Annotated in this window: 18 protein-coding genes; 10 read left to right on the top strand and 8 right to left on the bottom strand. The window is 62.9% G+C overall.

Features of this window, described 5'->3' with window-relative positions; genetic code table 11:
• The first annotated feature begins 47 nt into the window (after positions 1-47).
• From AC07FD_RS06305 to AC07FD_RS06295, 3 genes are all read left to right on the top strand, one after another.
• Complete coding sequence (locus AC07FD_RS06305; protein WP_478349144.1) at positions 48-1,511, top strand: AMP nucleosidase; 1,464 nt, start codon at positions 48-50, stop codon at positions 1,509-1,511.
• Between the two features lie 561 nt (positions 1,512-2,072).
• Positions 2,073-3,095, top strand: coding sequence for an endonuclease/exonuclease/phosphatase family protein (locus AC07FD_RS06300; RefSeq protein ID WP_478349143.1), 1,023 nt, complete (start codon positions 2,073-2,075; stop codon positions 3,093-3,095).
• A 149-nt stretch (positions 3,096-3,244) separates the two neighbouring features.
• Positions 3,245-3,751 carry a GNAT family N-acetyltransferase gene (locus tag AC07FD_RS06295; protein WP_478349142.1) on the top strand — a complete coding sequence of 169 codons (507 nt, stop codon included), beginning with the start codon at positions 3,245-3,247 and terminating at the stop codon, positions 3,749-3,751.
• Positions 3,752-3,818: 67 nt separating this feature from the next.
• Here the strand turns inward: AC07FD_RS06295 and AC07FD_RS06290 are convergent, their stop codons facing one another.
• The gene (locus AC07FD_RS06290; protein WP_478349141.1) at positions 3,819-4,418 is read right to left on the bottom strand and encodes a DUF922 domain-containing protein; all 600 of its coding nucleotides are present in this window, start codon (positions 4,416-4,418) and stop codon (positions 3,819-3,821) included.
• Between the two features lie 63 nt (positions 4,419-4,481).
• Entirely contained in the window at positions 4,482-6,161 is a 1,680-nt protein-coding gene (locus AC07FD_RS06285) for an electron transfer flavoprotein-ubiquinone oxidoreductase (RefSeq protein WP_478349140.1), read from the bottom strand.
• 220 nt (positions 6,162-6,381) lie between these two features.
• Between AC07FD_RS06285 and AC07FD_RS06280 the strand changes: the two genes are divergently transcribed.
• Both AC07FD_RS06280 and AC07FD_RS06275 read left to right on the top strand, forming a co-directional pair.
• Positions 6,382-7,026: a hypothetical protein gene (locus AC07FD_RS06280; protein ID WP_478349139.1), complete on the top strand. Its 645-nt coding sequence runs from the start codon at positions 6,382-6,384 to the stop codon at positions 7,024-7,026.
• Between the two features lie 50 nt (positions 7,027-7,076).
• A complete protein-coding gene (locus tag AC07FD_RS06275; protein WP_478349138.1) occupies positions 7,077-7,949 on the top strand; it encodes a uracil-DNA glycosylase in 873 nt (290 codons plus the stop codon).
• A 508-nt stretch (positions 7,950-8,457) separates the two neighbouring features.
• On the opposite strand, the gene AC07FD_RS06270 is transcribed toward AC07FD_RS06275, so the two are convergent.
• The 3 genes from AC07FD_RS06270 to AC07FD_RS06260 all read right to left on the bottom strand — a co-directional run bounded on the left by AC07FD_RS06270 (position 8,458) and on the right by AC07FD_RS06260 (position 12,413).
• The gene (locus AC07FD_RS06270; protein ID WP_478349137.1) at positions 8,458-8,712 is read right to left on the bottom strand and encodes a hypothetical protein; all 255 of its coding nucleotides are present in this window, start codon (positions 8,710-8,712) and stop codon (positions 8,458-8,460) included.
• A gap of 53 nt (positions 8,713-8,765) precedes the next feature.
• Positions 8,766-11,237: an adenylate/guanylate cyclase domain-containing protein gene (locus AC07FD_RS06265; RefSeq protein WP_478349316.1), complete on the bottom strand. Its 2,472-nt coding sequence runs from the start codon at positions 11,235-11,237 to the stop codon at positions 8,766-8,768.
• Between the two features lie 81 nt (positions 11,238-11,318).
• Positions 11,319-12,413 (bottom strand): branched-chain amino acid ABC transporter substrate-binding protein, encoded by a 1,095-nt coding sequence (locus AC07FD_RS06260; RefSeq protein WP_478349136.1) that lies wholly within the window; start codon positions 12,411-12,413, stop codon positions 11,319-11,321.
• A 393-nt stretch (positions 12,414-12,806) separates the two neighbouring features.
• Here AC07FD_RS06260 and AC07FD_RS06255 point away from each other — a divergent pair, with 393 nt between their 5' ends.
• Positions 12,807-13,622 (top strand): helix-turn-helix domain-containing protein, encoded by an 816-nt coding sequence (locus AC07FD_RS06255; protein ID WP_478349135.1) that lies wholly within the window; start codon positions 12,807-12,809, stop codon positions 13,620-13,622.
• A 214-nt stretch (positions 13,623-13,836) separates the two neighbouring features.
• Here AC07FD_RS06255 and AC07FD_RS06250 read toward each other — a convergent pair whose 3' ends face one another.
• Together AC07FD_RS06250 and AC07FD_RS06245 are read right to left on the bottom strand one after the other, a co-directional pair.
• Positions 13,837-14,811 carry a DMT family transporter gene (locus AC07FD_RS06250; protein ID WP_478349134.1) on the bottom strand — a complete coding sequence of 325 codons (975 nt, stop codon included), beginning with the start codon at positions 14,809-14,811 and terminating at the stop codon, positions 13,837-13,839.
• 91 nt (positions 14,812-14,902) lie between these two features.
• Positions 14,903-17,209, bottom strand: a complete 2,307-nt coding sequence (locus AC07FD_RS06245) for a xanthine dehydrogenase family protein molybdopterin-binding subunit (RefSeq protein ID WP_478349133.1) — start codon at positions 17,207-17,209, stop codon at positions 14,903-14,905.
• Between the two features lie 156 nt (positions 17,210-17,365).
• Here AC07FD_RS06245 and pepN point away from each other — a divergent pair, with 156 nt between their 5' ends.
• The 4 genes from pepN (at position 17,366) to AC07FD_RS06225 (ending at position 23,304) form a co-directional block, all read left to right on the top strand.
• A complete protein-coding gene (gene pepN / locus AC07FD_RS06240; protein WP_478349132.1) occupies positions 17,366-20,011 on the top strand; it encodes an aminopeptidase N in 2,646 nt (881 codons plus the stop codon).
• A gap of 171 nt (positions 20,012-20,182) precedes the next feature.
• Positions 20,183-22,504 (top strand): PAS domain-containing sensor histidine kinase, encoded by a 2,322-nt coding sequence (locus AC07FD_RS06235; RefSeq protein ID WP_478349131.1) that lies wholly within the window; start codon positions 20,183-20,185, stop codon positions 22,502-22,504.
• A 106-nt stretch (positions 22,505-22,610) separates the two neighbouring features.
• The gene (locus AC07FD_RS06230; RefSeq protein ID WP_478349130.1) at positions 22,611-22,871 is read left to right on the top strand and encodes a type II toxin-antitoxin system prevent-host-death family antitoxin; all 261 of its coding nucleotides are present in this window, start codon (positions 22,611-22,613) and stop codon (positions 22,869-22,871) included.
• A gap of 148 nt (positions 22,872-23,019) precedes the next feature.
• Complete coding sequence (locus AC07FD_RS06225; RefSeq protein WP_478349129.1) at positions 23,020-23,304, top strand: hypothetical protein; 285 nt, start codon at positions 23,020-23,022, stop codon at positions 23,302-23,304.
• 70 nt (positions 23,305-23,374) lie between these two features.
• Here the strand turns inward: AC07FD_RS06225 and AC07FD_RS06220 are convergent, their stop codons facing one another.
• The gene (locus AC07FD_RS06220; protein ID WP_478349128.1) at positions 23,375-23,875 is read right to left on the bottom strand and encodes an EF-hand domain-containing protein; all 501 of its coding nucleotides are present in this window, start codon (positions 23,873-23,875) and stop codon (positions 23,375-23,377) included.
• Positions 23,876-23,894 lie beyond the last annotated feature (19 nt).

Below are 23,894 nucleotides of genomic sequence, written 5' to 3'. Positions count from 1 at the left end.
GGGCCATGGAAAAGCGAATCTACCCACAAGCCATCGAATCGGTCGTCATGCCGGAGCCTTTTGGCCGGCAAAGCTTTGATAGCCCCAAAAAGGCCGTCGCCGCACTGCAGGCGCTGTACGACCGCAACACCAAGTTCCTGCGCGAGTCCTTCGCGGCACTGGCGACAGCGGGCGGCGACAACAGCAAGCGCTACCGCGCCTTCTACCCGGAGATCGGCGTCACCACCAATTCGTTCACCCAGATCGACTCGCGCCAGGCCTATGGCCATATGCCGACGCCGGGACATTTTTCGACCACCGTCACCCAGCCGGGCCTGTTCGAGAGCTACCTAGTCGAGCAGTTGCGCCTGATCATGCGCAATCATGGTGTCGCGGTCACCGTGTCGGAATCGACCACCCCCATTCCGCTGCACTTCGCCTTTCTCGAAGGCACCCATGTCGACGGCTCGGCCGCCGAGCGCATCAAGCGGCCGATCCGCGACCTGTTCGACGTGCCGGACCTCGACGGCACCGACGACCAGATCGCCAACGGGACTTTCGAAGTGGCCTTCGGCGAACCACGGCCATTGGCGCCCTTTACAGCACAGCGCATCGACTATTCGCTGCACCGCCTTTCGCACTATACGGCGACCACGCCGCAGCATTTCCAGAACTTCGTGCTGTTCACCAATTACCAGTTCTACATCGACGAGTTCGTTGCCCGGGCGCGCGACCTGATGGCCGGCGGCGGCGGCGGATATAGCGAGTTCGTCGAGCCGGGCAATGTCATCACCAAGGGCGGGCAAAGCGCACCCAGCGAAGGGGTCGCGCCGCCACGCCTGCCACAAATGCCGGCCTATCATCTGAAGAAGCCGAACCATGGCGGCATCACGATGGTCAATATCGGCGTCGGGCCTTCCAACGCCAAGACCATCACCGACCATATCGCGGTGCTGAGGCCGCATGCCTGGGTCATGCTTGGCCACTGCGCCGGGCTGCGCAACACCCAGGCGCTCGGCGACTATGTGCTGGCGCATGCCTATGTGCGCGAGGATCACGTGCTTGACGACGACCTGCCGGTCTGGGTGCCGATCCCGCCGCTGGCCGAGATCCAGGTGGCGCTGCAGGAGGCGGTTGCCGAAGTCACCGGCCTGTCCGGCTATGACCTCAAGCGTATCATGCGCACCGGCACCGTCGCCACCATCGACAACCGCAACTGGGAGCTGCGCGACCAGCGCGGACCGGTGCAGCGTCTGTCACAGTCGCGCGCCATCGCGCTCGATATGGAATCGGCGACCATCGCGGCCAACGGCTTCCGCTTCCGCGTGCCCTACGGCACGCTTCTGTGCGTTTCGGACAAACCCCTGCATGGCGAACTGAAGCTGCCCGGCATGGCGACCGAGTTCTACAAGCGGCAGGTGGCGCAGCACCTGACCATCGGCATCCGGGCGATGGAGAAACTCGCGGAAATGCCTATGGAGCGGCTGCATTCGCGCAAGCTGAGAAGTTTCTCGGAGACGGCGTTCCAATAGGCCGATCGCGCATCGCCTAGAGCGTGTCTCGCTGAAACCGCTGCGCACTTTTGGGCCGACATGCTTTTGTTCTATGCATGTCGTTGCCCCAAAACCACTGGGCACTTTTGGGCGACATGCATTTGTTTTATGCATGTCGTTGCCCCAAAACCGCTGGGCACTTTTGGGCGACATGCTTTTGTTTTATGCATGTCGCTGCCCCAAAACCGCTGGGCACTTTTGGGCGACATGCTTTTGTTTTATGCATGTCGTTGCCCCAAAACCGCTGGGCACTTTTGGGCGACATGCATTTGTTTTATGCATGTCGTGGCCCCAAAACCACTAGGCACTTTTGGGCGACATGCATTTGTTTTATGCATGTCGTTGCCCCAAAACCACTAGGCACTTTTGGGCGACATGCATTTGTTTTATGCATGTCGTTGCCCCAAAACCACTAGGCACTTTTGGGCGACATGCATTGGGCATCCAGTCATCTTGATTGGGCCGCATTTTTGCCGATAACCGTGCAGCATCACAGTTGGCAACCCGTGCAGACCTGAGCCGATGAGACGCAGTCGAGACATGGCAGCTTCACTGGCATTCATCGCGATGATGATGTTCTCGGTTGCCCTGGTCGCCGGGTTCTTCGGCGCCTTGCACCCGGCCTTCGATTCCTTCTCGCATTTCCGCGTTCATCTTGCCGTGCTGATGGCGGTTTGCGCGCTGCCGCTGCTGGCCACGACATTTCGCCTGCAAGCCGCCGCTGCGTTGCTCTTTGCCGTGGCAACCTTTGCCACGACAATCAGCGCGCTGCCGCAGCTGTGGCCGGTGGAAGCGGTCGCCAAGCCGGCTGGCCAGATGGTCTACAAGCTGCTGCAGATGAACCTGCGCTACGACAATCCAACGCCGAAGAAGGTGCTGTCGCTGATCGGCCGGACCAATCCCGACGTGATCACCCTCGACGAGGTGTCGGCGATGTGGACGACCGAGCTTGGCTATATCAGCAGCGCCTATCCATACCGGATCCTCTGCCCCTACCCCAACGGCATATTCGGCGTCGCGTTGCTCTCGCGGCGGCCCTTTGCCGCCGGCACCGAACCGCATTGCGAACGGCGCGGCGCCATGGCGACAGCGACCGTCGACTTCGGCGGCATTGGCGTCGATGTCGCGGCGATCCATCTCAGCTGGCCTTGGCCACGCGAGCAGCACTGGCAGATCGGTGAGCTTACCGAATCGCTCTCATCGCTCGGCGAGACAGCCATCATGGCGGGCGACTGCAACGCCGTGCCATGGAGCGCCGCAGTGCGCCGCGTCGCCGCGCTCGGCGGGCTGACTGTCATGCCATCCGCCGGTCCGACCTGGACATACATCAAGTTGCCGGACTTCCTGCGGCGTTTCGCCGGCCTGCCGATCGACCAGGTTTTCAGCAAGGGCGGGGTAACCATTCATTCGGCGACACGTTTGGAAGAAACCGGCTCGGACCATCTGCCGGTGCTGGTCGAGTTCACGCTCAGGCTGAACGAGCAAAAGCCAACCGACGAACACGAGACCGCGACTGTGTCGCTGACATCAGCCGGAAATTCGCGAAACGGATATCGGGGTTAGAGGCCATTTGAAGATGGTCCTTCCGACAACCGGATTCCACTTTTTGGGATCATGCCCTACGGTCAGAGTTTGGACCCTTGGCTTGTTCGATTTGACATGGCTCGATGGTCCGCCGAAGGTCGGCCCGTTCAACATACGGGGTGCCGTGCATGTCCCCCACCTTCATCGTCAGACGCGCCACGCCAGAGGACGAAGCTGGGGTAAGCGAGTTGCTTCTCGCTTCCTATCCCGGCCTGATGCGCACGGCATACGATCAGACCATTCTTGAAGCTGCGCTGCCTTTGATCACTCGCGCAAACCCTGCGTTGCTTTCGGCTGGCACCTACTATCTCGCGGTCAATGAAGATGGCTTTGCCGCCGGCTGCGGCGGTTGGTCCCGGGAACGTCCGGGAAGCTCCGAGGTGAAGCCCGAACTCGCGCACATCCGACATTTCGCCACTCGTCCCGAATGGCTGGGCCGCGGGATCGGGCGCCAGCTTTACCGGCGTTGCGAAGAAGATGCACGCTCGTCCGGTGTGCGCCGTTTCGAATGCCAGTCAAGCCTCAACGCAGAGGGGTTCTATGCAGCCTTGGGCTTCAGCTCGCTAGGGCGGATCGAAGTGCGCATTGGCCCCGGGCCGATGTTGCAGTCCGTCCTGATGGAACGGACCATTTGACTGTCAAGCCTGGCGCTCTGTGCTCGTTCCCGTCGACCGGGCAGCCAATTTGAGTGAGTTTTTGCCCCTAGGGCCGCTCCAGGGCCTCGACCAGATATTCTACGTGACCGCCTTCCCGGTGTTCGCGCGCGTCGAAGGCATTCTGCCTGGCTTCATAGTCGACAAAAACCGCGTCGATCCGCCGCCGCGCCTCACGCCGTGCCTTGGAACACTGGGGGTCATTGGGGACTGTCAGGCCCTTGAGCGACTTCTCGGTCGCACGCATCATCTGCCTGGCAATGTCGCCATGGGTCTCCTCATGCGTGCGAACGCCGGCGAAGAAACGCGCCCAGCGCTTGTCGAGGGCCGGCGGGAGGGTGGAAGCGACACGGGGGTAGGTAAAATTCAGGTTGAGCGTTCCGTTGACTTGCCCGATGCGGCAGGTGCCCTTGACCTCAACAAGGTCGAACTCCCAAGCCTTGGTATAGCTGGTCTGTGCGATGGCGCGAGCCATGAAGCCATGCCTCGGCCCGTTGCGGTCCATGGACTCGATCAGAGCCTCTCCGGTCTTGCCGGAGATGTCGTATGTCTGCGTCTTGACCAGGATTTTTACGCCTGCCGATGCAGCCGTCGCGGAACCGCACAAGGCGCCGACGATCGCCAGACCTGAAAGAATGAGCAAGCGCATATCCGGCTCCTTTCCAACGACGATGGGTGGACCGGCGGCAAAGTGCCGCCGGCGTGGTCCACTTTACATGCCTTGGTAGACCGGGCCCTCGCCGCCCTGTGGCGGGACCCAGTTGATGTTCTGGTTCGGGTCCTTGATGTCGCAGGTCTTGCAGTGAACGCAGTTCTGCGCGTTGATGACGAAGCGCACGTCCTTCGCCGCCGGATCGGCGGCGGCGTTGCCGTCCTTGTCGACCCATTCATAGACGCCGGCCGGACAGTAGCGCGTCGAAGGTCCGGCAAAGACATCGTGTTCGGAACGTTTCTGCAGCTCCATGTCACCGACGAGCAGGTGGACCGGCTCGTTTTCCTCGTGATTGGTGTTGGACAGGAACACCGAGGACAAGCGGTCGAAGGTCAGCACGCCGTCGGGCTTCGGATAGGCGATCTTCTGGTGCTGGGCGGCAGGCTCAAGCGTCGCATAGTCGGCCTTGCCATGCTTCAGCGTGCCGAAGGGCGAGACGCCGAACAGCGTGTTCAGCCACATATCGAGGCCGCCGAGACCGACGCCGACGATGGTGCCAAAGCGCGACCATAGCGGCTTGACGTTGCGCACCCTCTTCAGGTCCTTGCCGATGTCGGTCGCCCGCCAGGCGGCCTCGTAGGAGGCGAGTTCGTCATTGGCGCGACCGGCTCCGATCGCCTCGGCGACATGCTCGGCCGCCAGCATGCCGGACAGCACCGCATTGTGCGAGCCCTTGATGCGCGGCACGTTGACGAAGCCGGCCGCGCAGCCCATCAGCGCGCCGCCGGGGAAGGACAGTTTCGGCACCGACTGCCAGCCGCCTTCGGTGATGGCGCGCGCGCCATAGCCCAGCCGCTTGGCACCTTCGAAGGTGCCCCGGATCGCCGGATGGGTCTTGAAGCGCTGGAATTCCTCGAACGGCGACAGCCAGGGGTTCTTGTAATTGAGGTGGAGGACGAAGCCGACCGCCACCTGATTGTCCTCGAGATGGTAGAGGAACGAGCCGCCGCCGGTCTTCATGTCGAGCGGCCAACCGAAGGAATGCTGGACCAGGCCCGGCCGGTGGTTCTCCGGTTTGACCTGCCAGAGTTCCTTGAGGCCGATGCCGTATTTGCCGGGCTCGCGGCCATCGGACAGCTTGTATTTGGCGATCAGCTGCTTGGCGAGCGAACCGCGCGCGCCCTCGCCGATCAGCACATATTTGCCCATCAGCGCCATGCCGGGCGCAAAGCCAGGGCCGTGCGTGCCGTCCTTCTCGACGCCCATGTCGCCGGTGACGACGCCGGTGACAGCGCCTTCCTCATTGTAGAGCAAGCCGGCCGCGGCAAAGCCCGGATAGATCTCGACGCCAAGCGCCTCGGCCTTGGTCGCCAGCCAGCGGCAGACATTGCCCAGAGAGACGATGTAGTTGCCGTGATTGTTCATCAGCGGCGGCATGAGGATATTGGGCAGACGGAACGAGCCGGCAGGGCCAAGCACAAGGAAGTGGTCCGCCGTGACCGCCGTCTTGAAAGGATGGCCTTCCTCGACGCGCCAGCCCGGCAGCAGCCGGTCGATGCCGATCGGATCGACGACGGCGCCGGAGAGGATATGGGCGCCGACCTCGCCGCCCTTTTCCAGGACGACAACCGAGAGTTCGGGATTGACCTGCTTGAGGCGGATGGCGGCGGCGAGGCCGGCCGGGCCGGCGCCGACTACAACCACGTCGAATTCCATGCTTTCGCGTTCGATGTCGCTCATCTGCCCCTCCGCACTGGCTTATCCCATTCGGGTATCTTGCTGGCTCCTGCGCTGCATAGCGCATCAATTGGCGACAGGAAACCGGCGCATACGTGACAATGCCGTTTTGGCCAAAAAGTCGCGCATCGCGAGGGCTGGGCGGCTGTTTTCGTCTTGCAAGGCCCTCAGCGCTTACGTTTTTAATTGTTCGACGGCGCGCTTATCGGCCATACTTCACACCATGCGCATTCCTGGGCCAGGCGGCTTTTCATCGACGCGCTTTCCATCGACGCCCGGCCGGGCCTGCCGGGCGCTTCTTTTGGCCCTTCTAATGCTGGCACCGGGTCACGCCGCCGCGGACGAGGTGAAAGTCTGGGCGACGGGCGCTTACTCTTTCTCCGACGAGCTTGGCGGCTTCCACATCACCGGCGCTTCGGGCATCGGAACGAAGGACGACCCGCTGGTCATCAGCGAAGAGCTGAATTCGTCGACGCCGGTGACGCTAACCATCCGCACGACCAAGCCGATCCAGGCCTTCGGTCCGTCCGGCGAATTCGCCAATGGCATCATGTATATGCGCATCGACGTGCTCAACAACAGCGGCCAGGCCTGGATCGAATTCCAGTTCGAGCTGCAGGAAATCCTGAACCAGCCGAGCGTGTTCGGCGACGGACTTTCGTTCGACCAGCGCAACAAGACGCCGGACAATATCTCGTCGAGCAATTTCGCCGATTTCGATCGCGATTTCGAACCCTATGACCGGCTGCTGTTCAGGAACGGCAAGGTCGACCCGCTGAAAACCGCAAGGTTCGAATTCCTGATGACCGATTATACGCCGCGCTGGACCTTCTATCTGGTGCAGGATCCACGCATACCCACGGGCTAGAGCAAGCAGCCAGCCTTGCAAATTGCCGCCATGCGGACGAATGTGCCGCCATGACTGCCGCTTCCCCAATCAACAGACAGGACCTTGCCGACTTGCTGGCCTTTTATGCTAGCGCCGGTGTAGACGAGGCGCTTGAAGACCAGCCGGTGAACCGGTTCGCCGGGGCGCCAAAACCGGCGGAGCGGGCGGTGGCGTCGTCAGCCAACGCCGTTGCGCCACCTGGTTCGACGAGCGCGTCGCGCCCCGAGCCGGCCGACAGGGCAAATCCACCGCCCGTGGCGCGTGCACCGTCGATAACCGCTGCGGTTCCCGACGAGGCGCAGGCGGCGCTGGCGCGCCACCTGGCAACGACGGCAACGACCCTGGACGACCTTCGCCAGCACATGGCGGCCTTCGACGGCTGCAATCTCAAGGCCACCGCCAAGAACCTGGTGTTCGCCGACGGCAACCCGCAGGCCGCCGTCATGCTGGTGGGCGAAGCGCCCGGCCGCGACGAGGACATCGAGGGCCTGCCCTTCGTCGGCCGCTCGGGCCGGCTGCTCGACCGCATGCTGGCGGCGATCGGGCTCGACCGCACTTCCGTCTATATCGCCAACGTCATTCCGTGGCGGCCGCCGGGCAATCGCACGCCGACGCCGCACGAGACCGAGATCTGTCGGCCGTTCATCGAGCGGCAGATCGAGCTGGTCAATCCGAAGGTGCTGATCAACCTCGGCGGCCCGTCTGCCAAGACCTTGCTCAACACTTCGGAAGGCATCTTGCGGCTGCGCGGCAACTGGCGCGTCCACACGACGGCTTCCGGCATCGCCATCCCGGCCATGCCAACGCTGCATCCGGCCTATCTCCTGCGGACCCCAGCGCACAAGAAGCTGGCATGGCGGGATTTCCTCGAAGTGAAGGCGAAGCTGCGGGCGCTCGCCTAGCGGTGAAAACCGGACACTTGGTGCCTGCCGCTTTCGACCCTTCAAGGTCGTTCAGTCGCGAGCACTGTATGGCGTGATCTGACCCCGTAGCAGACTGTCACAGGCGAAGGCGCGTATGACTGCTTTGCGCCCTCATCTCAGACGTTGAGGTAAACATTCGCACTGCCCGTAAGCGGACACGCTGGGAGGCAGGGGGCACGTCGAGCGGGGTGATATCATCGTCGGCCAACAGATATCTCCTCGATCAGATGCCGAGCTTATCCGATTGACGCGCGCCAGCACGAGCGCCGAGATGCCGAAGGCTAGGATGACGACCGCCACGAATAGCCACCCGGGTCGCCAGCCGATCGAGCCGGCCGGGAGGAATAGCAAGCCGAGCAGGGAAGCAAGCCAATCGCATAACCGACCGCCTTGCCGCGCGACATTGGTCTCGGGTCCTGTGGTGCTTGCAGGGCGATATCCCTCAATCGTAACCGCAGACGCCAGGTAGGGCGAGGGCTGCACGTAATTATGTCATTCTCCGAACGACCCAGAGCGACCGGCCCGCATGAGCGATTCCGGACACGAGTCGAAGGCGAGGATCATCTTTGAGCCGGTCAGCCTCAACCACATCAAGAAGCAGGATCCGCTGATCGGTCTCGTTTGCGTTCGGCGTAATCCAGCTGCGCCGATCCTCGCAGCAAAGCCCCGCTTCCGGATTTTCCTGGAGGTACTCAATCGCATATTCGGCGTCCACTTTTCTCGGTCCCGCGTCCACGGACATTTGCTCTTTTCCTCCTCCGTCTGCGATCGGCCAGGGTCGTTGTGAACCAAGCCCTACTGCCCGGGCTTGTGGGAGAGCCGATCCAGCGCATCTCGAAGCGCAGTGGCGGCACCGCCACGCTCGTCGGCGGACATCAGATCCGGTTCAAGTTCCAGCCTGAAGTGCGGCAGCTCGGTTCGAACGGCGCGACAAGCGCCCGCTAGATTGGCCTTCAGATCGATGACGCGGTAGGTGGCGACGGGATAGGCGATCCCCTTGACCTGGACGTGCCCCATCTCCTCACAATCGATCGTGTCCTTCACTTGCGCAAACGTTTCGTAGGAAATGAGGATGGCGCCCGGTGCCGCCTCCTGTTCCAGGCGCGAGGCGAGATTCACGGCGCCGCCGATTATCGTGTAGTCCATCCGGTCCTCGCTGCCGAAGTTACCGACGGTGCAGTAGTCGGTATGGATGCCGATGCGGCAGCGCAGCGGTGTTTCGATCCCCATGTCCCGCCAGACTTCGGCAAGCTCGCTGATCCGCTTTTGCATGGCAAGCGCCATCTGTACGCAAGCCAGCGCGTCCTCCTTGACGCCGCGCGTCTCAGGGTCGCCGAAAAACATCAGGATAGCGTCGCCGACGTACTTGTCGATCGTGGCACCATGATCCGACGCGATTTTCGACATTTCCGTCAGGTAGTGATTGAGGAGCTGGGTGAGATCCTCGGACTCCATCTTGTCGGTGGTCTCAGTAAAGCCGGCGATGTCGGAGAAGCATATGGTCAGCTTCTTGCGCTGACTGGCGATTCTAACGTCTTGGCGGCCGGTGAATATCGAGCTGTACACTTGGGGCGCCAGATATTTGGCCAGCTTGCTGGACAGCGCCTCTAGGGCAGTGGACTTCTCGGCGAGGTTCTCCTCCCTTTGCTTCAGCTCGGTGATATCCGAATAGACAGCTACCGTGCCGCCGGCGCTGATCCGCCGCTCGCTTATCATGATCCATCGTCCGTCGGCCCGCCGCTGCACCCATGGCTCGCCAGGGTTGCGGTGCCGCCACAGGCGCTCGGCAACCCACTCGTCGACCCGCCCCTCGGCATCCCTGATGTAGCCGCGCTCGGCGGATCGGCGAATGATCTCCTCGAATGCCATGCCAGGGGTTAGCTCGGCCTCCAGACCGGCGTATAGCAGCTCGCGGTAGCGGCTGTTGCTGAGGACGAGCCGGTCCTCCCCGTCGTACAGAGCGAATCCTTCGGAGATGCTTTCGATGGCATCTATGAGCCGCTGGCGAGCTTCCGCCACGTCGCGTAGGTTCTTTTCCTCGACCTCGACAGCAGTATCCCGGAAGAGTCTCAGTGCTTCGGCCATGCGCCCGATTTCGTCGCTGCCCGCGGCTGGCACCGGCGCACGAAGGTTGCCCCCCGCAATCGCGAGCATGCCCTGGCTCACCGCTCCCAGACGGGCGAGAAGGCTGCGGTCGACATAGAGCCAGACGACCAAAACCGAGCTCAACAGGCTGAGAAAGGCGGAGCCGAGGACAACTCCGGTGCCGTAGCGCTGGACGAGCGCGGCTTCGCGACCGGCGGCAGCGATCTCGCGGTCCGCTGCTGCGACAAGACGGTCGACGGCAGCGGTGAGACTGCGCGACAGCCGATTGTTTTCGGCCAGAAGCCTTTCGCCCTGCGAGAGGACCGCAAGCTCCTCCTCCCGTGCCTTCGGGATGCTGTCCTCGCCGTCGGTCAAACCCTTGAATTCGTCGACACGCTGCCGGAAGCGGGTCCGCAGCTTTTCGTCGATCTCCGTGGAAACCTTTTCAAGAGCAGCGAGCGAACGGCGTAGCGGAAAGAGGATCAACGCCAGGTCGCCCGGCGTCGGCGCGTTCGCGACCTTCACCAGCGCGTCGTTGACCGCCGAGATCTCCAGCTGCGCCTTCTGCTGGGGGATGTAGGCCGCAATCGCCTGGACCAGGTCGGCCATCGCCGCTGCGCGTCGATCGGGCGACAGCGACGTGTCGGCCGCGACCGCCCGCCATTGCGGGAGCCTGGAATCCATCACTAGGATGCCGGTGGCGACAAGGCGCTGGCTTCCGGTCGTCGTCGCGGCGAGGCGGTTCAGGAGCTCCTCCTTGCGGGCGACCAAGTCGAGCCGGGCGACAACAAGAGAGTCGAGCTCCTTCAGGTTGCGCCTCAGAACGATCGCGGCTTCCTCGATCTCGGCCAAAGGCACTGTGCCCAACTTGGCATCCCGGAGGTCCGTGCGCAGGGCCTCGAGGCGGGACATCTCGAGCGCGACGGCAGCCGAGACCTCGCTGTGCTGGGCCCTGCTTGTCGCTGCCAGCACCGATGGCGCGGCAGCAGCGACCCGTTCGGCCTGGCGCGACAGCTGGAGGGAGGCGAGCGCCGACGGCACTCGATCCGTTGTAATTCGGTCGACGACGTCGCCAACCTGGAGGAAGGCATAAAGCGCCGCAGCGGTTGCCAGCACCGCAAGGGCGCTGATCCCGAAAAAAGCGAGCAACAGCCGGCCGCGTATGCCGAGGCGTTCAAGCATCTCGGCGAGACGGAACAGTTCGGCCACACTGGTCTGCATCAGACTAGACGTCTCAGCCGGTACGCCGGCGATCAGCCAACCCTATTCAACCGGCACGTACTCTCCGCCGCGCCAGACGTACCAAACCCAGCTCTGCTTCGTGAGGTCGCCCTTGTCGTCGAAATCGACCCGGCCGATGACGGTGTCGAATTCCTGTTCGTGCAGTGTCGCGATGACCGCCTTCGGCTCCAGCGAACCTGCCTTCGCGACCGCCTGGGCCCAGACCTGGACCGCGCAGTAGCTCAACAGCGTGTAGCCCGCGGGCTCGAAGTTCTCCGCACGGAACTGCTCCACGATCGCGGCCGCGCCGGCATTTCGCCGCGGGTCCGCCGGGAAGGTGAACAGGGTTCCCTCGGCCGCTGAGCCTGCGATCAGGGCAAATTCCTCGGTAGCCAAGGCATCTCCGGATATGAGCTGAACCGTGTAGCCACGGTCGTGCGCAGCGCGAGCGATCAGCGCAACCTCGGCATGATACCCACCCACATACAAGGCTGAGACGCCGGCGGTCTGCAACGCAGCGACCTCGGCTGAATAGTCGTCCTTCCCGGGCGTGTATGCGTCGTAAACAGCTTCAGTCACGCCCCGTTTGTTCAGCTGCTTCCTAGTCTCGTCTGCCAGACCCTTCCCATAGGTCGAATTGTCGTGAAGGATTGCAATCTTCTTGTCGCCCCAGCGATCGGCAAGGTAGTTGCCGGCGATTAAACCTTGCGCGTCGTCGCGGCCAATGGTGCGGAAGACATTGCCACGGCCCTGTTCGGTCAGCTGCGGATTGGTCGAGCCTGGGGATATTTCGACGACGCCCGCCTCCTCGTACACTTTTGATGCGGGGATCGAGGCCCCGGAGCAATAATGCCCGACGACGAGCACCACCCCGTCAGCCACCAGCTTCTGGGCGGCCGCGACCGCTTGGTCGGGATCGCAGAAATCGTCGACCGAGATGAGCCTCACCTTCTGGCCGAGCACGCCGCCCGCCGCGTTGACGTCGGCCACCGCCATCTCCGCGCCGCGCTGTCCCTGCTCGCCGATCCAGGCAAGCCGCCCTGTCATCGCAGCCGAGACCCCGATCAGCAGCTCAGCCCGCGCGGAACTGAACACGGCCGCCAGAACTACGATCGCTATGGCGATGACACGGTGCATGTGTGCACCCCTTATGGACATTAGCTTACGCTAATCCTGTCCGAGCCGACAGCCCCTTCGGCAAGCGCGAGTGTCTCGGATGTTATTACAGTGCAATTGGCGAAGCGATCCTTCACTTGAATGGCGTGCCATAACTTCGTTCGCTGAGGTCGGAATCGCGCGCCAAATCCAGACATTCCACTGGCCGAAGTGAACATCGTGATTGGGTCAGGTCATGACGATGCCAGCGCCGAGCATAATGTCCGCTCTTGAAGATTCGCAGCCTGAAGCTGCCAGTCCGCAACCGGCCCCGAAGCCGCCGTTAATTGCGGGTACCAAGAGTCAGGTTTTCACCACTAGCGATGACCTCGCAGGTAATTGAAATGTGCCTCTCGCCGGCCTAGTCATTCGCTCATGACGACGTTCGAAAATTCCGCCGGCGGCCTCATTCGCGAATGGCGCACCCGCCGCCGCATGAGCCAGCTCGACCTTGCCATGGAAGCCGAAATCTCACAGCGGCATCTGAGCTTCGTCGAAAGCGGGCGCGCCGCGCCGTCGCGCGACATGGTGCTGCATCTGGCCGAGCAACTGTCGATCCCGCTCCGGCAGCGTAACCAGTTGCTGCTTGCCGCAGGCTTTGCACCGAGCTTCGGCGAGCGTTCGCTGACCGACACGACGCTGGCGCCGGCGATGGCAGCGGTCGAGATCGTGCTCAAGGGACACGAGCCATTCCCGGCGCTCGCTGTCGACCGGCACTGGAACCTGGTTTCGGCGAATGGCGCTATCGCTCCCTTTCTTGCCGATGTCAGCGAGGCTTCGCTGCTGACGCCGCCGGTCAACGTGCTTCGGCTCAGCCTGCATCCGGGCGGCATCGCACCGCGCATCGTCAATCTCCAGGAATGGCGCACGCACCTGCTCGAGCGCCTCAAACACCAGAACGACGCCAGCGGCGACCCGGTGCTGATCGACCTGGAGCGCGAACTGCGGACTTATCCGTCCGGCTTGAACGGCAGCCGGCCGGCGCCGGTCGAGCCGAATGCCATCGTGCACCCGCTCAGGCTGGCGCATGGCGATCAGGTGCTGTCGTTCATCAGCACCATCACAGTGTTCGGGACGCCGCTCGACGTGACGCTGTCGGAACTGGCGATCGAATCGTTCTTCCCGGCCGATGAGCAGACGAGGACCGTGCTGGTGCGGCTGGCAAAGGAGCGGGCTGCGAAGACGCTGTAGTCAGAAGCTCTGCTTCGAACGCCGGCGCGAGGCACCCCCCTCTGGCCTGCCGGCCATCTCCCCCTCAAGGAGGGAGATCGAATATCACGACGGCTTTCGCCAATTTTCAATGTCGGAGAGAAGGCGCCGTTACCGAAGCCGCCAATCTCCCTCCTTGAGGGGGAGACGTCCGGCAGGACAGAGGGGGGCGTGACGGAACTCGACCCGGAGAATATTACCCCTGCGGCGGCGCCGCCTTTCTCGTGCGGGTGCGCTCCAGGCCGAGCTGGCGCTCGCGCCAGATGATGAAGATCCCAGCGGCAACGACGATCAGGCCACCGACAAGCATGTTGAGCGTGGCAACGTCGCCAAAGACGAGATAACCGACGACGACGCCAAGGATCATCGAGGTGTATTCGAAGGGCGCCACGACCGAGGCTTCGGCATGGCGATAGGCCGAAGTCATCAGGATCTGGCCGAGGCCGCCGCAGAAGCCGGCGGCAACCAGAAGCGCCGCCTGGAGCGGCGTCAGCGCCTGCCAGCCGAACGGCAGCGACAGCAGTGCCATGACGCTCGCCGTCACCGAAAACCACAGCACGATGGTCGCGGTGCGCTCGCTTTGAACGAGATTGCGCACCAGCAGCATGGCGACCGCCGAGATCGCCGCCGCGACAAGGGCGGCGATGACGCCGAGCACCTCCTGGTCGTCAAGCGCCTCGTCGGAGCTCAGCAGCGTCAGTTCCGGCCAGGAGATGATCAGCACGCCGACGAGGCCGACGGCGACCGCGCTCCAGCGATAGACGCGGATGGCTTCGCCAAGGAAGATCGAGCTGAACACCACCACCAGCAGCGGCTGCGCGTAGTTCAGCGTGATCGCCTCCGGCAGCGGCAGCCGGGTCAGCGCGAAAAAGCCAAGCCCCATGGCGCAGACGCCGACGACACCGCGCGCAATGTGATTGAGCGGGCGCTTGGTCGAAAACGCAGTGCCGAGTTTTCCCTTGAAGGCGAGAAAGGCAATAATCGGAAAGATGGCGAAGAAGGAGCGGAAGAAGACGATCTGGCCCGCCGGCACGGTGCCCGCCGCCTTTATGCAGGTCGACATGCCGACGAAGACCGCCACCGAAACGATCTTGAGCGTGATGCCGGTGAGCGTGCTGTGCCCGACGGGATGGTCGCTGGCTGCTGCGGCCTGACCTGGTTTTGCTGTCACGAGTCTGATCCATCCCGATATGATCGGAATGGATCTCTGTTTTCTTGCCTGACCATAGTCTTTTCCGAAAACCGGTTCCCACTTTTCGGGATCATGGTCTAGCCGCTCCCCGGATCGTTGCCCAGATGCGCGCCGGCGTCGCCGGCATGTCGATGTGCTTGACGCCGTAGGCACGCCAGAGCGCGTCGGTCACCGCGTTGAGTGCCGCCGGCGTCGAGCCGATGGTGCCGGCTTCGCCTGCCCCCTTGATGCCCAGCGCATTGGTCGTCGAAGGCACGTTGCGGGTCTCGAAATGGAAGAACGGGAAATTGTCGGCGCGCGGCATGGCGTAATCCATGAAGCTCGCCGTCAAGAGCTGTCCATCCTCGCCGTAGATGGTGTCCTCGGTCAGCGCCTGGCCAATGCCTTGCACCACGCCGCCATGCACCTGACCGGCGAGCAGGATCGGATTCACGGTGACGCCGAAATCGTCGACGATGGTGTAGCGGACGATGTCGGTGGTGCCGGTATCCGGGTCGATCTCGACCTCGCAGATATGGGTGCCGTTGGGATAGGTGCACTCGTCCTGCACGAACTCGCCGAACCCTTTGAGATCATCCGGCGTCCTGGCGGCCTTGGCGATACTCGAAAAATCGATCGTGCGGTCGGTGCCCACGATGCGGGCAACACCGTTCGACAGTTCGATGTCACCGGGCGAAGCTTCCAGCTCGTCAGCGGCGATGCGCTTGATCTTGTTGGCCAGGTCCTCACCGGCGCGCGACGCCGAGACGCCGCCGAGCGGAATGGAGCGCGAGCCGCCGGTGCCGCCGCCGGCCTTCAATTCGTCGGTGTCGCCCTGGCGGACATGGATCTTGTCGATGTCGAGATCGAGCTTTTCCGACAGGAACTGCGCGTAGGCGGTGGCATGCCCCTGGCCGTTGGTCTGGGTGCCGATCTTCAGGGTCACCGTTCCGTCGCCGTTGAGTTCGACAAACGCCGGTTCCGAACCCGGAAAGGCGCAGGCTTCGATATAGGTCGCCATGCCGAGGCCGCGGATCTTTCCACCTGCTTTCGACTGTTCGAGCCTTTGCGGAAACGCCTTCCATTCCGCCTGTTCGATGGCGCGGGTCATGTGGCCTTCGAACTCGCCAGTGTCGTAGAGGCGGCCGGTCTGCGTGCGGTAGGGAAATTGCTCGGGCCGGATGAAATTGCGGCGCCGGATTTCTTCGACCGGCAGACCCAGATCGTGGGCGCAGGCGTCGACGAGCTTTTCCAGCAGGAACGCCGCTTCCGGGCGACCGGCGCCGCGATAGGCATCGACCGGGCAGGTGTTGGTGTAGAGGCCGGTGACCGACACGTCGAGCGCCTGGATGTCGTAGACGCCGGTCGACATGCTGACGCCGATATAGGGAATGTAGGGACCGTATTGCGAGACATAGGCGCCCATATTGGCGAGTAGGTCCACCTTCATGCCAAGGAAGCGGCCATCCTTGTCCAGCGCCATCTCGGCCTTCACGACATTGTCGCGGCCTTGCGCGTCGGTCAGGAAGTGTTCGGTGCGGTCGCCCGCCCATTTCACCGGACGGCCAAGCCGCTTCGCCGCCTCGAGCACCAGCGGGTATTCGCGGTAGACGAAGCTCTTCGGCCCGAAACCGCCGCCGACATCCGGCGTGATAACACGCAGCTGGTCCTTCTTGATCTTGAACAGGCTGGCCAGGATGTACTGCATCGAATGCACACCCTGCGACCCCGTGGTCAGCACGAAGCGGTTCTCCTGTACCTTCCACTCGCCGATCGCCGAGCGCGGCTCCATGTAGTTGCAGACCAGCCGGTTGTTGACGAATTCGATGCGGGTGACATGGGCGGCCTTGGCGAAAGCCGCGTCCGCCTTTTTCTTGTCGCCCGTATGGTAGCTGAAGGCCCGATTCGAGCCGAGTTCCGGCCAGACCAGCGGCGTGCCTTCGGCGAGCGCCGTCGCCGTTCCGGACGCCGCATCTTCGCCGTCATAGTCGACGTCGATCAGTTCGGCGGCATCCTGCGCCAAAGCGCGGCTGTCGGCGACGACGAAGGCAACGGCGTCTCCGACATAGTTGACGCGGTCACGGCACAGGATCGGAATGTCGCGGGTCGGCGCCTTGGTGCCGTCCGGCTGTTCCTGCATGACGCCGGACTTGAGATCGCCGAGATGGGCAAGATCCTTGCCGGTCAGCACCAGATGGACGCCGGGTGAGGCCTTCGCCGCGTCAATCGAACCAATTGTGAAGCTGGCCTTGGCGACCGGCGAGCGCAGGACATAGCCATGCAGGACGCCAGCCGGCTGGATGTCGTCGGTATAGCGGCCCTGGCCCTGGATGAAGGCAGCATCCTCGCGCCGCAGCACAGATGCGCCCATCCCGAATTTCGGCGTGGCGACGGTCATGGATGCCTCGTGATGATGGCTGGAAGAGGAACGCCTGAAATAGGCATTGTCTCAGTTTTGTCGAGGGGCCGTTTCGTGTAAAGAGCGCGGACTTCAAATTTCTTGGACCAGCGGAAACACTCCGCCGCCAACGCAATCGACAGGAAAACCCACGGAATGCGCACGGACACCGGCCAGGTCTTCAAGCTCGAAGACTACCGCCCCAATGATTACCTCATTCCGCAAACCGACCTCACCTTCCGCCTTTCGCCAGACGCAACGCGCGTCACGGCCGTGCTCACGGTCGAGCGCCGTGACGGTGTATCCGCGTCGGCTCCACTGGTGCTCGACGGCGACGGGCTGACGCTCAAGCGCGTCGAGATCGGCGGCAAGAATGCGAAACCGGCCGATATTCTGGTTACGCCGGACCAGCTGACCATCCTCGAGCCGCCGGCCGCGCGGCGCTTCCAGCTGCTCATAGAGACCGAATTGGCGCCGGTGGGCAACGAAGCGCTGATGGGCCTTTACCGCTCGAGCAATGTCTACTGTACGCAATGCGAGGCCGAGGGCTTTCGCCGCATCACCTATTTCCTCGATCGCCCCGACATCCTGTCTGTCTACACAGTGCGCATCGAAGCCCTGCGCGACGAGGCGCCGCTGCTTTTGTCCAACGGCAACCTGGTCGACAAGGGTGACGTCGGCGATGGCTGGCACTTTGCTAGATGGCACGACCCCTTCCCCAAGCCGTCCTATCTGTTCGCGCTGGTGGCCGGCAATCTCGGCAAAGTCGCCGACAGTTTCGTCACCCTATCCGGCCGCATGGTCGAGCTCGGCATCTATGTCGAGCCCGGCAAGGAGAAGCTGGCCGGCTACGCGATGGACGCCCTGAAGCGGTCGATGAAATGGGATGAAGAGGCGTTCGGCCGCGAATACGACCTCGACGTCTTCAATATTGTCGCCGTGTCCGACTTCAACATGGGGGCGATGGAGAACAAGGGCCTCAACATCTTCAACGACAAATATGTGCTGGCCGATCAGGAGACAGCGACGGATGCCGATTTCGCCAATATCGAGGCGATCATCGCGCATGAGTATTTTCACAATTGGACAGGCAACAGAATCACTTGCCGCGACTGGTTCCAGCTCTGCCTGAAGGAAGGGCTGACGGTTTTCCGCGACCACGAATTCTCCGCCGATCAGCGCTCGCGCGCGGTCAAGCGGATCGACGAAGTGCGCACGCTGCGCGCCCACCAGTTTCCCGAGGACCAGGGCCCGCTGGCGCATCCGGTGCGGCCACGCCGCTACCGCGAGATCAACAATTTCTACACGGCGACGGTCTACGAAAAGGGTTCCGAAGTGGTGCGCATGATCCGCACCATTCTCGGGCCTGATACCTTTCGTGCCGGCATGGACCTCTATTTCGAGCGGCACGACGGCGACGCGGCGACGATCGAGGATTTCATCAAGGTGTTCGAGGATTCGTCCGGCCGCGACCTGTCGCAGTTCGCGCTCTGGTATCACCAGGCGGGCACGCCCAATTTGACCATCAGTTCGACGCACAATCCGGCGTCGCAGGAGTTCATGCTCGAAATCGAGCAGTCGGTGCCGCCGACACCCTCTGAAAGCCGCAAGCGGCTGATGCACATCCCGCTGGCCTTCGGCCTGATCGGCGCTAGTGGCCAGCCGGTCGACTATAGCGGCGTCGAGGGCGCCAGCGTCGAGGACGGCGTCATCCATGTCCGCAAGCGCCGCCACATGGTGCGGTTCTCAGGTGTTGCCGAACGCCCGGCGGTGTCGCTCAACCGCGGTTTTTCGGCGCCGGTGACGCTGTCCGTCGAGCAGAAGGCTGACGACCAGTTCTTCCTCGCCCGCCATGACAGCGACGCCTTCTCGCGCTGGCAGGCCTTCAACACGCTGCTGACCGACGCGCTGATTGCCGCCTTCCGCGAGATCCTCGGCGGCAGGCAGCCGGTTTTCGCGTCGCGGCTGACCGAACTCGCCGGCGGCATCGCCGCCGACGAGACGCTGGAGCCGGCCTACCGGGCGCTGGCGCTGGCGCTGCCTGGCGAAGCCGACATTGCGCGCGATATCGGCAGCAACATTGACCCCGACGCCATCTACGCTGCCCGCGAGGCGCTTGCACTGGCGATCGGAACGGCCAACTCTGACAATTTTGCCGGTCTCTACGACAGACTTGCCGACAAGGCGGCGTTCAGCCCGGATGCGGCGAGCGCCGGACGACGGGCCTTGCGCAACACCCTGCTGGACTACCTCTCGCTGCAGCCGGGGGGAGCAGCACTTGCCGCCGGACATTTCCAGTCGGCGACCAACATGACCGACCGCGCGGCGGCCCTTGCCGTGCTTGCGCATCGCCACCACGGTTCGCCCCAGGCGATCCAGGCGCTGGCGGCTTTCGAGACGACTTATGGCTCCGACCCGCTGGTCATGGACAAATGGTTCCAGATCCAGGCCAGCGTGCCCGGTCCGCAGGCCGTCGACACGGTGCGCGCGCTGACCGCTCATCCCGCTTTCTCGATGCACAATCCGAACCGGGTGCGCTCGTTGATCGGCACCTTTTCCAGCGCCAACCAGACCGGCTTCCACCGTGCGGATGGCGAGGGCTACCGGTTCTTCTCGCAGACCGTGCTCGAGGTCGAAAAGCGCAATCCGCAATTGGCGGCGAGGCTGGCGACGGCACTCCGCTCATGGCGTTCGCTCGAACTTGGCCGACAGGCCAAGGCCAGGGAAGCGCTGCTTTCGATCGCGAAAGCCGGAGACCTGTCGGCGGATCTGAGCGATATTGTCGATCGCACGCTGGCCTAGGCGTGCGCTCTCGTCCGGAAAGGGCCGTTTCGGCACTATTTTAGTCAATTTTTAATCTTTTTTCGCCGGACCACTGGACAAGGCGAATCACCTTTGATTCTTTACTGACGATTCGGATGTGCGGCGTTTGCCGGATCAAAGCTGCATAGGCAACTTCGGGGAGTGCCATTTATGGCGAAGGCGGACGCGTGGGGCGCGCCCGGGGGGAAGGTTTTTGCGCATCGCGAGACGCGAAGCGACGGCCTTGCCGGGAACACGCGGCTCATCGCCGAACCGGCCTACCGGCGGCTTCTGGCCGCCGAGCCGCTGCTGCGCCGATCGATACCGGCCCTCATCATCACCTTCCTGATCGTCATCGCCGCGCTGCGGATCCTGTCGCTGATGAACGAGCGCGACGATATCGAACGCAACGCCAAGGCGATCCTCACGCTGGCGGCAGGTCAACTGGCGAGTTCGCTCGCCATCACTTCGGACACGGTGCCGGGCGCCATCCAGGACCTGCTGGAGACCACCAGCCGTCAGGGCGCGATGGGCCGCAGCCATGTGCTCGTCATCACCGACAGCGCTTTCAAGATCGTCGCGGTGACACCGCGCTCGGTGCCATGGCAAAGCCACTCTCTCGACGGCCTCGTCCAGGGCGGCCAGCCATTGTTCATGTTCGGTGACCGCGCCGGCGTCATGGAGGTCAACATCGGCGGACGGGACTGGTATGCGGCGGTCAGCCTGGCGAACGGGCGAAAGGGTGCCGCGGCGGCACTGGTCCCTCAGGACGCCGTTTTCGACACCTGGCGCAAGACTGTCTCGCTGAACGTCACCCTGTTCGTGCTGACGGCCGGCGTGCTGATCGTCATCCTCTACGCCTATTTCGGCCAGGCGGCACGCGCGCAGGCGGCCGATCGCATCTATCTCGAAGCGCATCAGCGCATCGACATGGCGCTGGTTCGCGGCCGCTGCGGCCTGTGGGACTGGGACATGGTGCGCGGCAAGATGTACTGGTCGCGCTCGATGTACGACATGCTCGGCTACAAGCCCTGCGACACGATGCTGTCCTTCGGCGAGGTCGACGAGATCATCCATCCCGAGGACGGCGACCTGTTCGAGCTCGCCAACAGAATCGTCGCCCGCGAAATCGACCATATCGACCAGGTTTTCCGTATGCGGCACGCCGACGGCCAATGGGTGTGGATGCGCGCCCGGGCACAGGTCATCGATCCCGAAGCGCCGGAGATCCAGCTGATCGGCATCGCCGTCGACGTCACCGAACAGCGCCATCTGGCGCTGCGTTCCGAGGCGGCCGACCTTCGCCTCCGAACGGCGATCGAAAACATCAACGAATCCTTCGTGTTGTGGGATTCGGCCCAGCGCCTGATCATGTGCAATTCCAAATACCAGCAGGACAACGGGCTTTCGGACCGCGACGTGATGCCGGGCACCGCGCGCGCGGTGCTGGAAGACCGGATGCTGGCCTTTGCTTCCGAACGGCGGCTGGCCAACACCAGCGGACTGCAGGGCGGCGCCACCTTCGAGCGGCAGCTGGCCGACGGCCGCTGGCTGCAGGTCAACGAACTGAAGACCCGGGACGGCGGCATCGTCTCCGTCGGCTCCGACATCACCCAGATCAAGCTGCACCAGGAGAAGCTGGTCGACAGCGAGCGCCGGCTGATGGCGACGATCCATGATCTGAGCCTCGCCCGCCGGGCCGAAGAGGAGCGATCGCGCGAACTGGTCGACCTCAACCGCAAATACATGAAGGAAACCGAACGCGCCGAGGCGGCGAACCGCGCGAAGTCCGAATTCCTCGCCAATATGTCACATGAACTGCGAACGCCGCTGAACGCCATCATCGGCTTCTCCGAACTGATGGAACAGGGCCTGTTCGGTCCGCTGGGGTCGGAGCGCTACGAGGAATATGCCACCGACATCAACAGCAGCGGCAAATATCTGCTGGGCGTCATCAACGACATTCTCGACATGTCCAAGATCGAGGCTGGCCAATTCTCGCTGGACCAGGAACAGATCAACCTCGGTCCGCTGATCAGCGAGACGGTTCGCGTCGTCTCGCTGCAGGCGGCGCAAAAGGCGATCGCCGTGGAAACACGCATCGCCGACGCGCTGACGCTGTTCGCAGATCGCCGCGCGATCAAGCAGATCGTCATCAACCTCTTGTCCAACGCGGTGAAATTCACCGGTCAGGGCGGCCACATATCGGTCAGGGCCCGCAACACCTCCGGCGCGCTTGTATTGACCATCGAGGATAATGGCTGCGGCATCCCCAAAGACGCGCTCGGCAAGCTCGGCCGTCCCTTCGAACAGGTGCAGAACCAGTTCTCCAAGAGCCATGCCGGGTCCGGCCTCGGCCTCGCCATCTCACGCTCGCTTGCTGAACTTCAAGGTGGCGCGCTGAAGATCCGTTCGACCGAAGGCGTCGGCACGATCGTGTCGGTGCGCATTCCGGTCAAGAAGGCCGCGCCGGCGATCAAGGTCGCGGCCTAGGATATCTCGCCCACCTTAATCCTCATCTCCCGTGCAGATGCGAGGTGAGATGCTTTGACAAATTATCTATTTTATCTATTTTAGATAAGAGAAAGGAGAATTTGTCATGCGGGTGACGTCAACGGAATTCCAACAGAATGTCGGGCGCTTCCAGGACGCTGCCCAGCATGCGCCGGTCGCAATCACCAAGAATGGCCGGACTCACACGGTGCTCCTGTCGGCGGCGATGTTCGAGGTTCTGGTCAAACGGCGGGTCGCCCGTCCCGTGGAAGAACTCGACGACGAGACGCTTAACGCCATCGCCGAGAGCACCGTTCCGAACGAATATGCCGGGCTCGACGCAATGCTCAAAGACTGGACGCCGTGAGCCTGCCCAAGCCTATCCCCGGCTTGGTGATTTCCTATTCGTACCTCTGGGTGAGAGAACACGAAAAGGGTGCGGAAGAAGGCCGTAAAAGCCGGCCCTGCGCGATCGTCGCCGCTCGCCGGATAATAGAGGCCGTGAGGTCGTAACGGTGGTCCCGATCACGCACTCGGCGCCGTCCGATCCTGCCGATGCAATAGAGATACCCGCGCCACTCAAGGCCTATCTCGGCCTCGATGGCACGCCGTCATGGATCGTCGTGACTGAAACCAACGATTTCCTTTGGCCGGGCCCAGATCTCAGACCCATTGCAGGCATCAAGCCATCCCGCTTCGACTATGGCATGCTGCCGCCGCGCTTCTATGCCTATCTGCGCGATAGGATTTTGAAGGCACACGCGAGCCGCGTGCTCCAGCAGATAAGGCGGACAGAGTAGCTGCACGAAAGTTGAAGATCGAGAAAGCTCTCCGGCGACCCGCGCCGCCGCCGGAGCTCACCTGATGATGTTACTGTACGTCATCACCGCCATTGCCGTCGCCTTCCCATTCACGATGACGGCCAAAGCGGTCGCCTTTCGGCAGTTCGCTCTTCTCGATCTTGCCGTCATTGTTCCTGTCGAGCATGGCGAAGACCTTCTTCTGGCGACTGGTGATGTCGTCCGATGTCAACGTGCCATCGCCCCTGGTGTCGTAGCGGGCGATGATGCGTTTGGCCATTTGCTCAAAACGCGCCTTCTCCAGCGCGTCGGCGAGCTCGGCGACGGTCAGCTTGCCGCCATTGTCGGCGACGAGCTTCTTCAGCCGCGCGTTCATGGCGTCGGAAAACTGGTCGAAGGTGATGGTGCCGTTGGTATCGCTTATCGCCGTGCTGAGGCGCATCATCGTGCCCTCGCGCATCTTTTCGCTGGCATTGTTTTCGGCATAGGCCGTGGTGCCGACTGCGCCGGCTAGGGCGACGAAGGCTAGAGCGGGATGAGCTTTATAGGAGTCGTAGGATTCCCAAATCATCGCGGTTCTGATTCAACAT

The sequence above is a fragment of the Mesorhizobium waitakense genome, from assembly GCF_056431085.1.
This window is presented reverse-complemented; position numbering and strand designations above follow the sequence as displayed.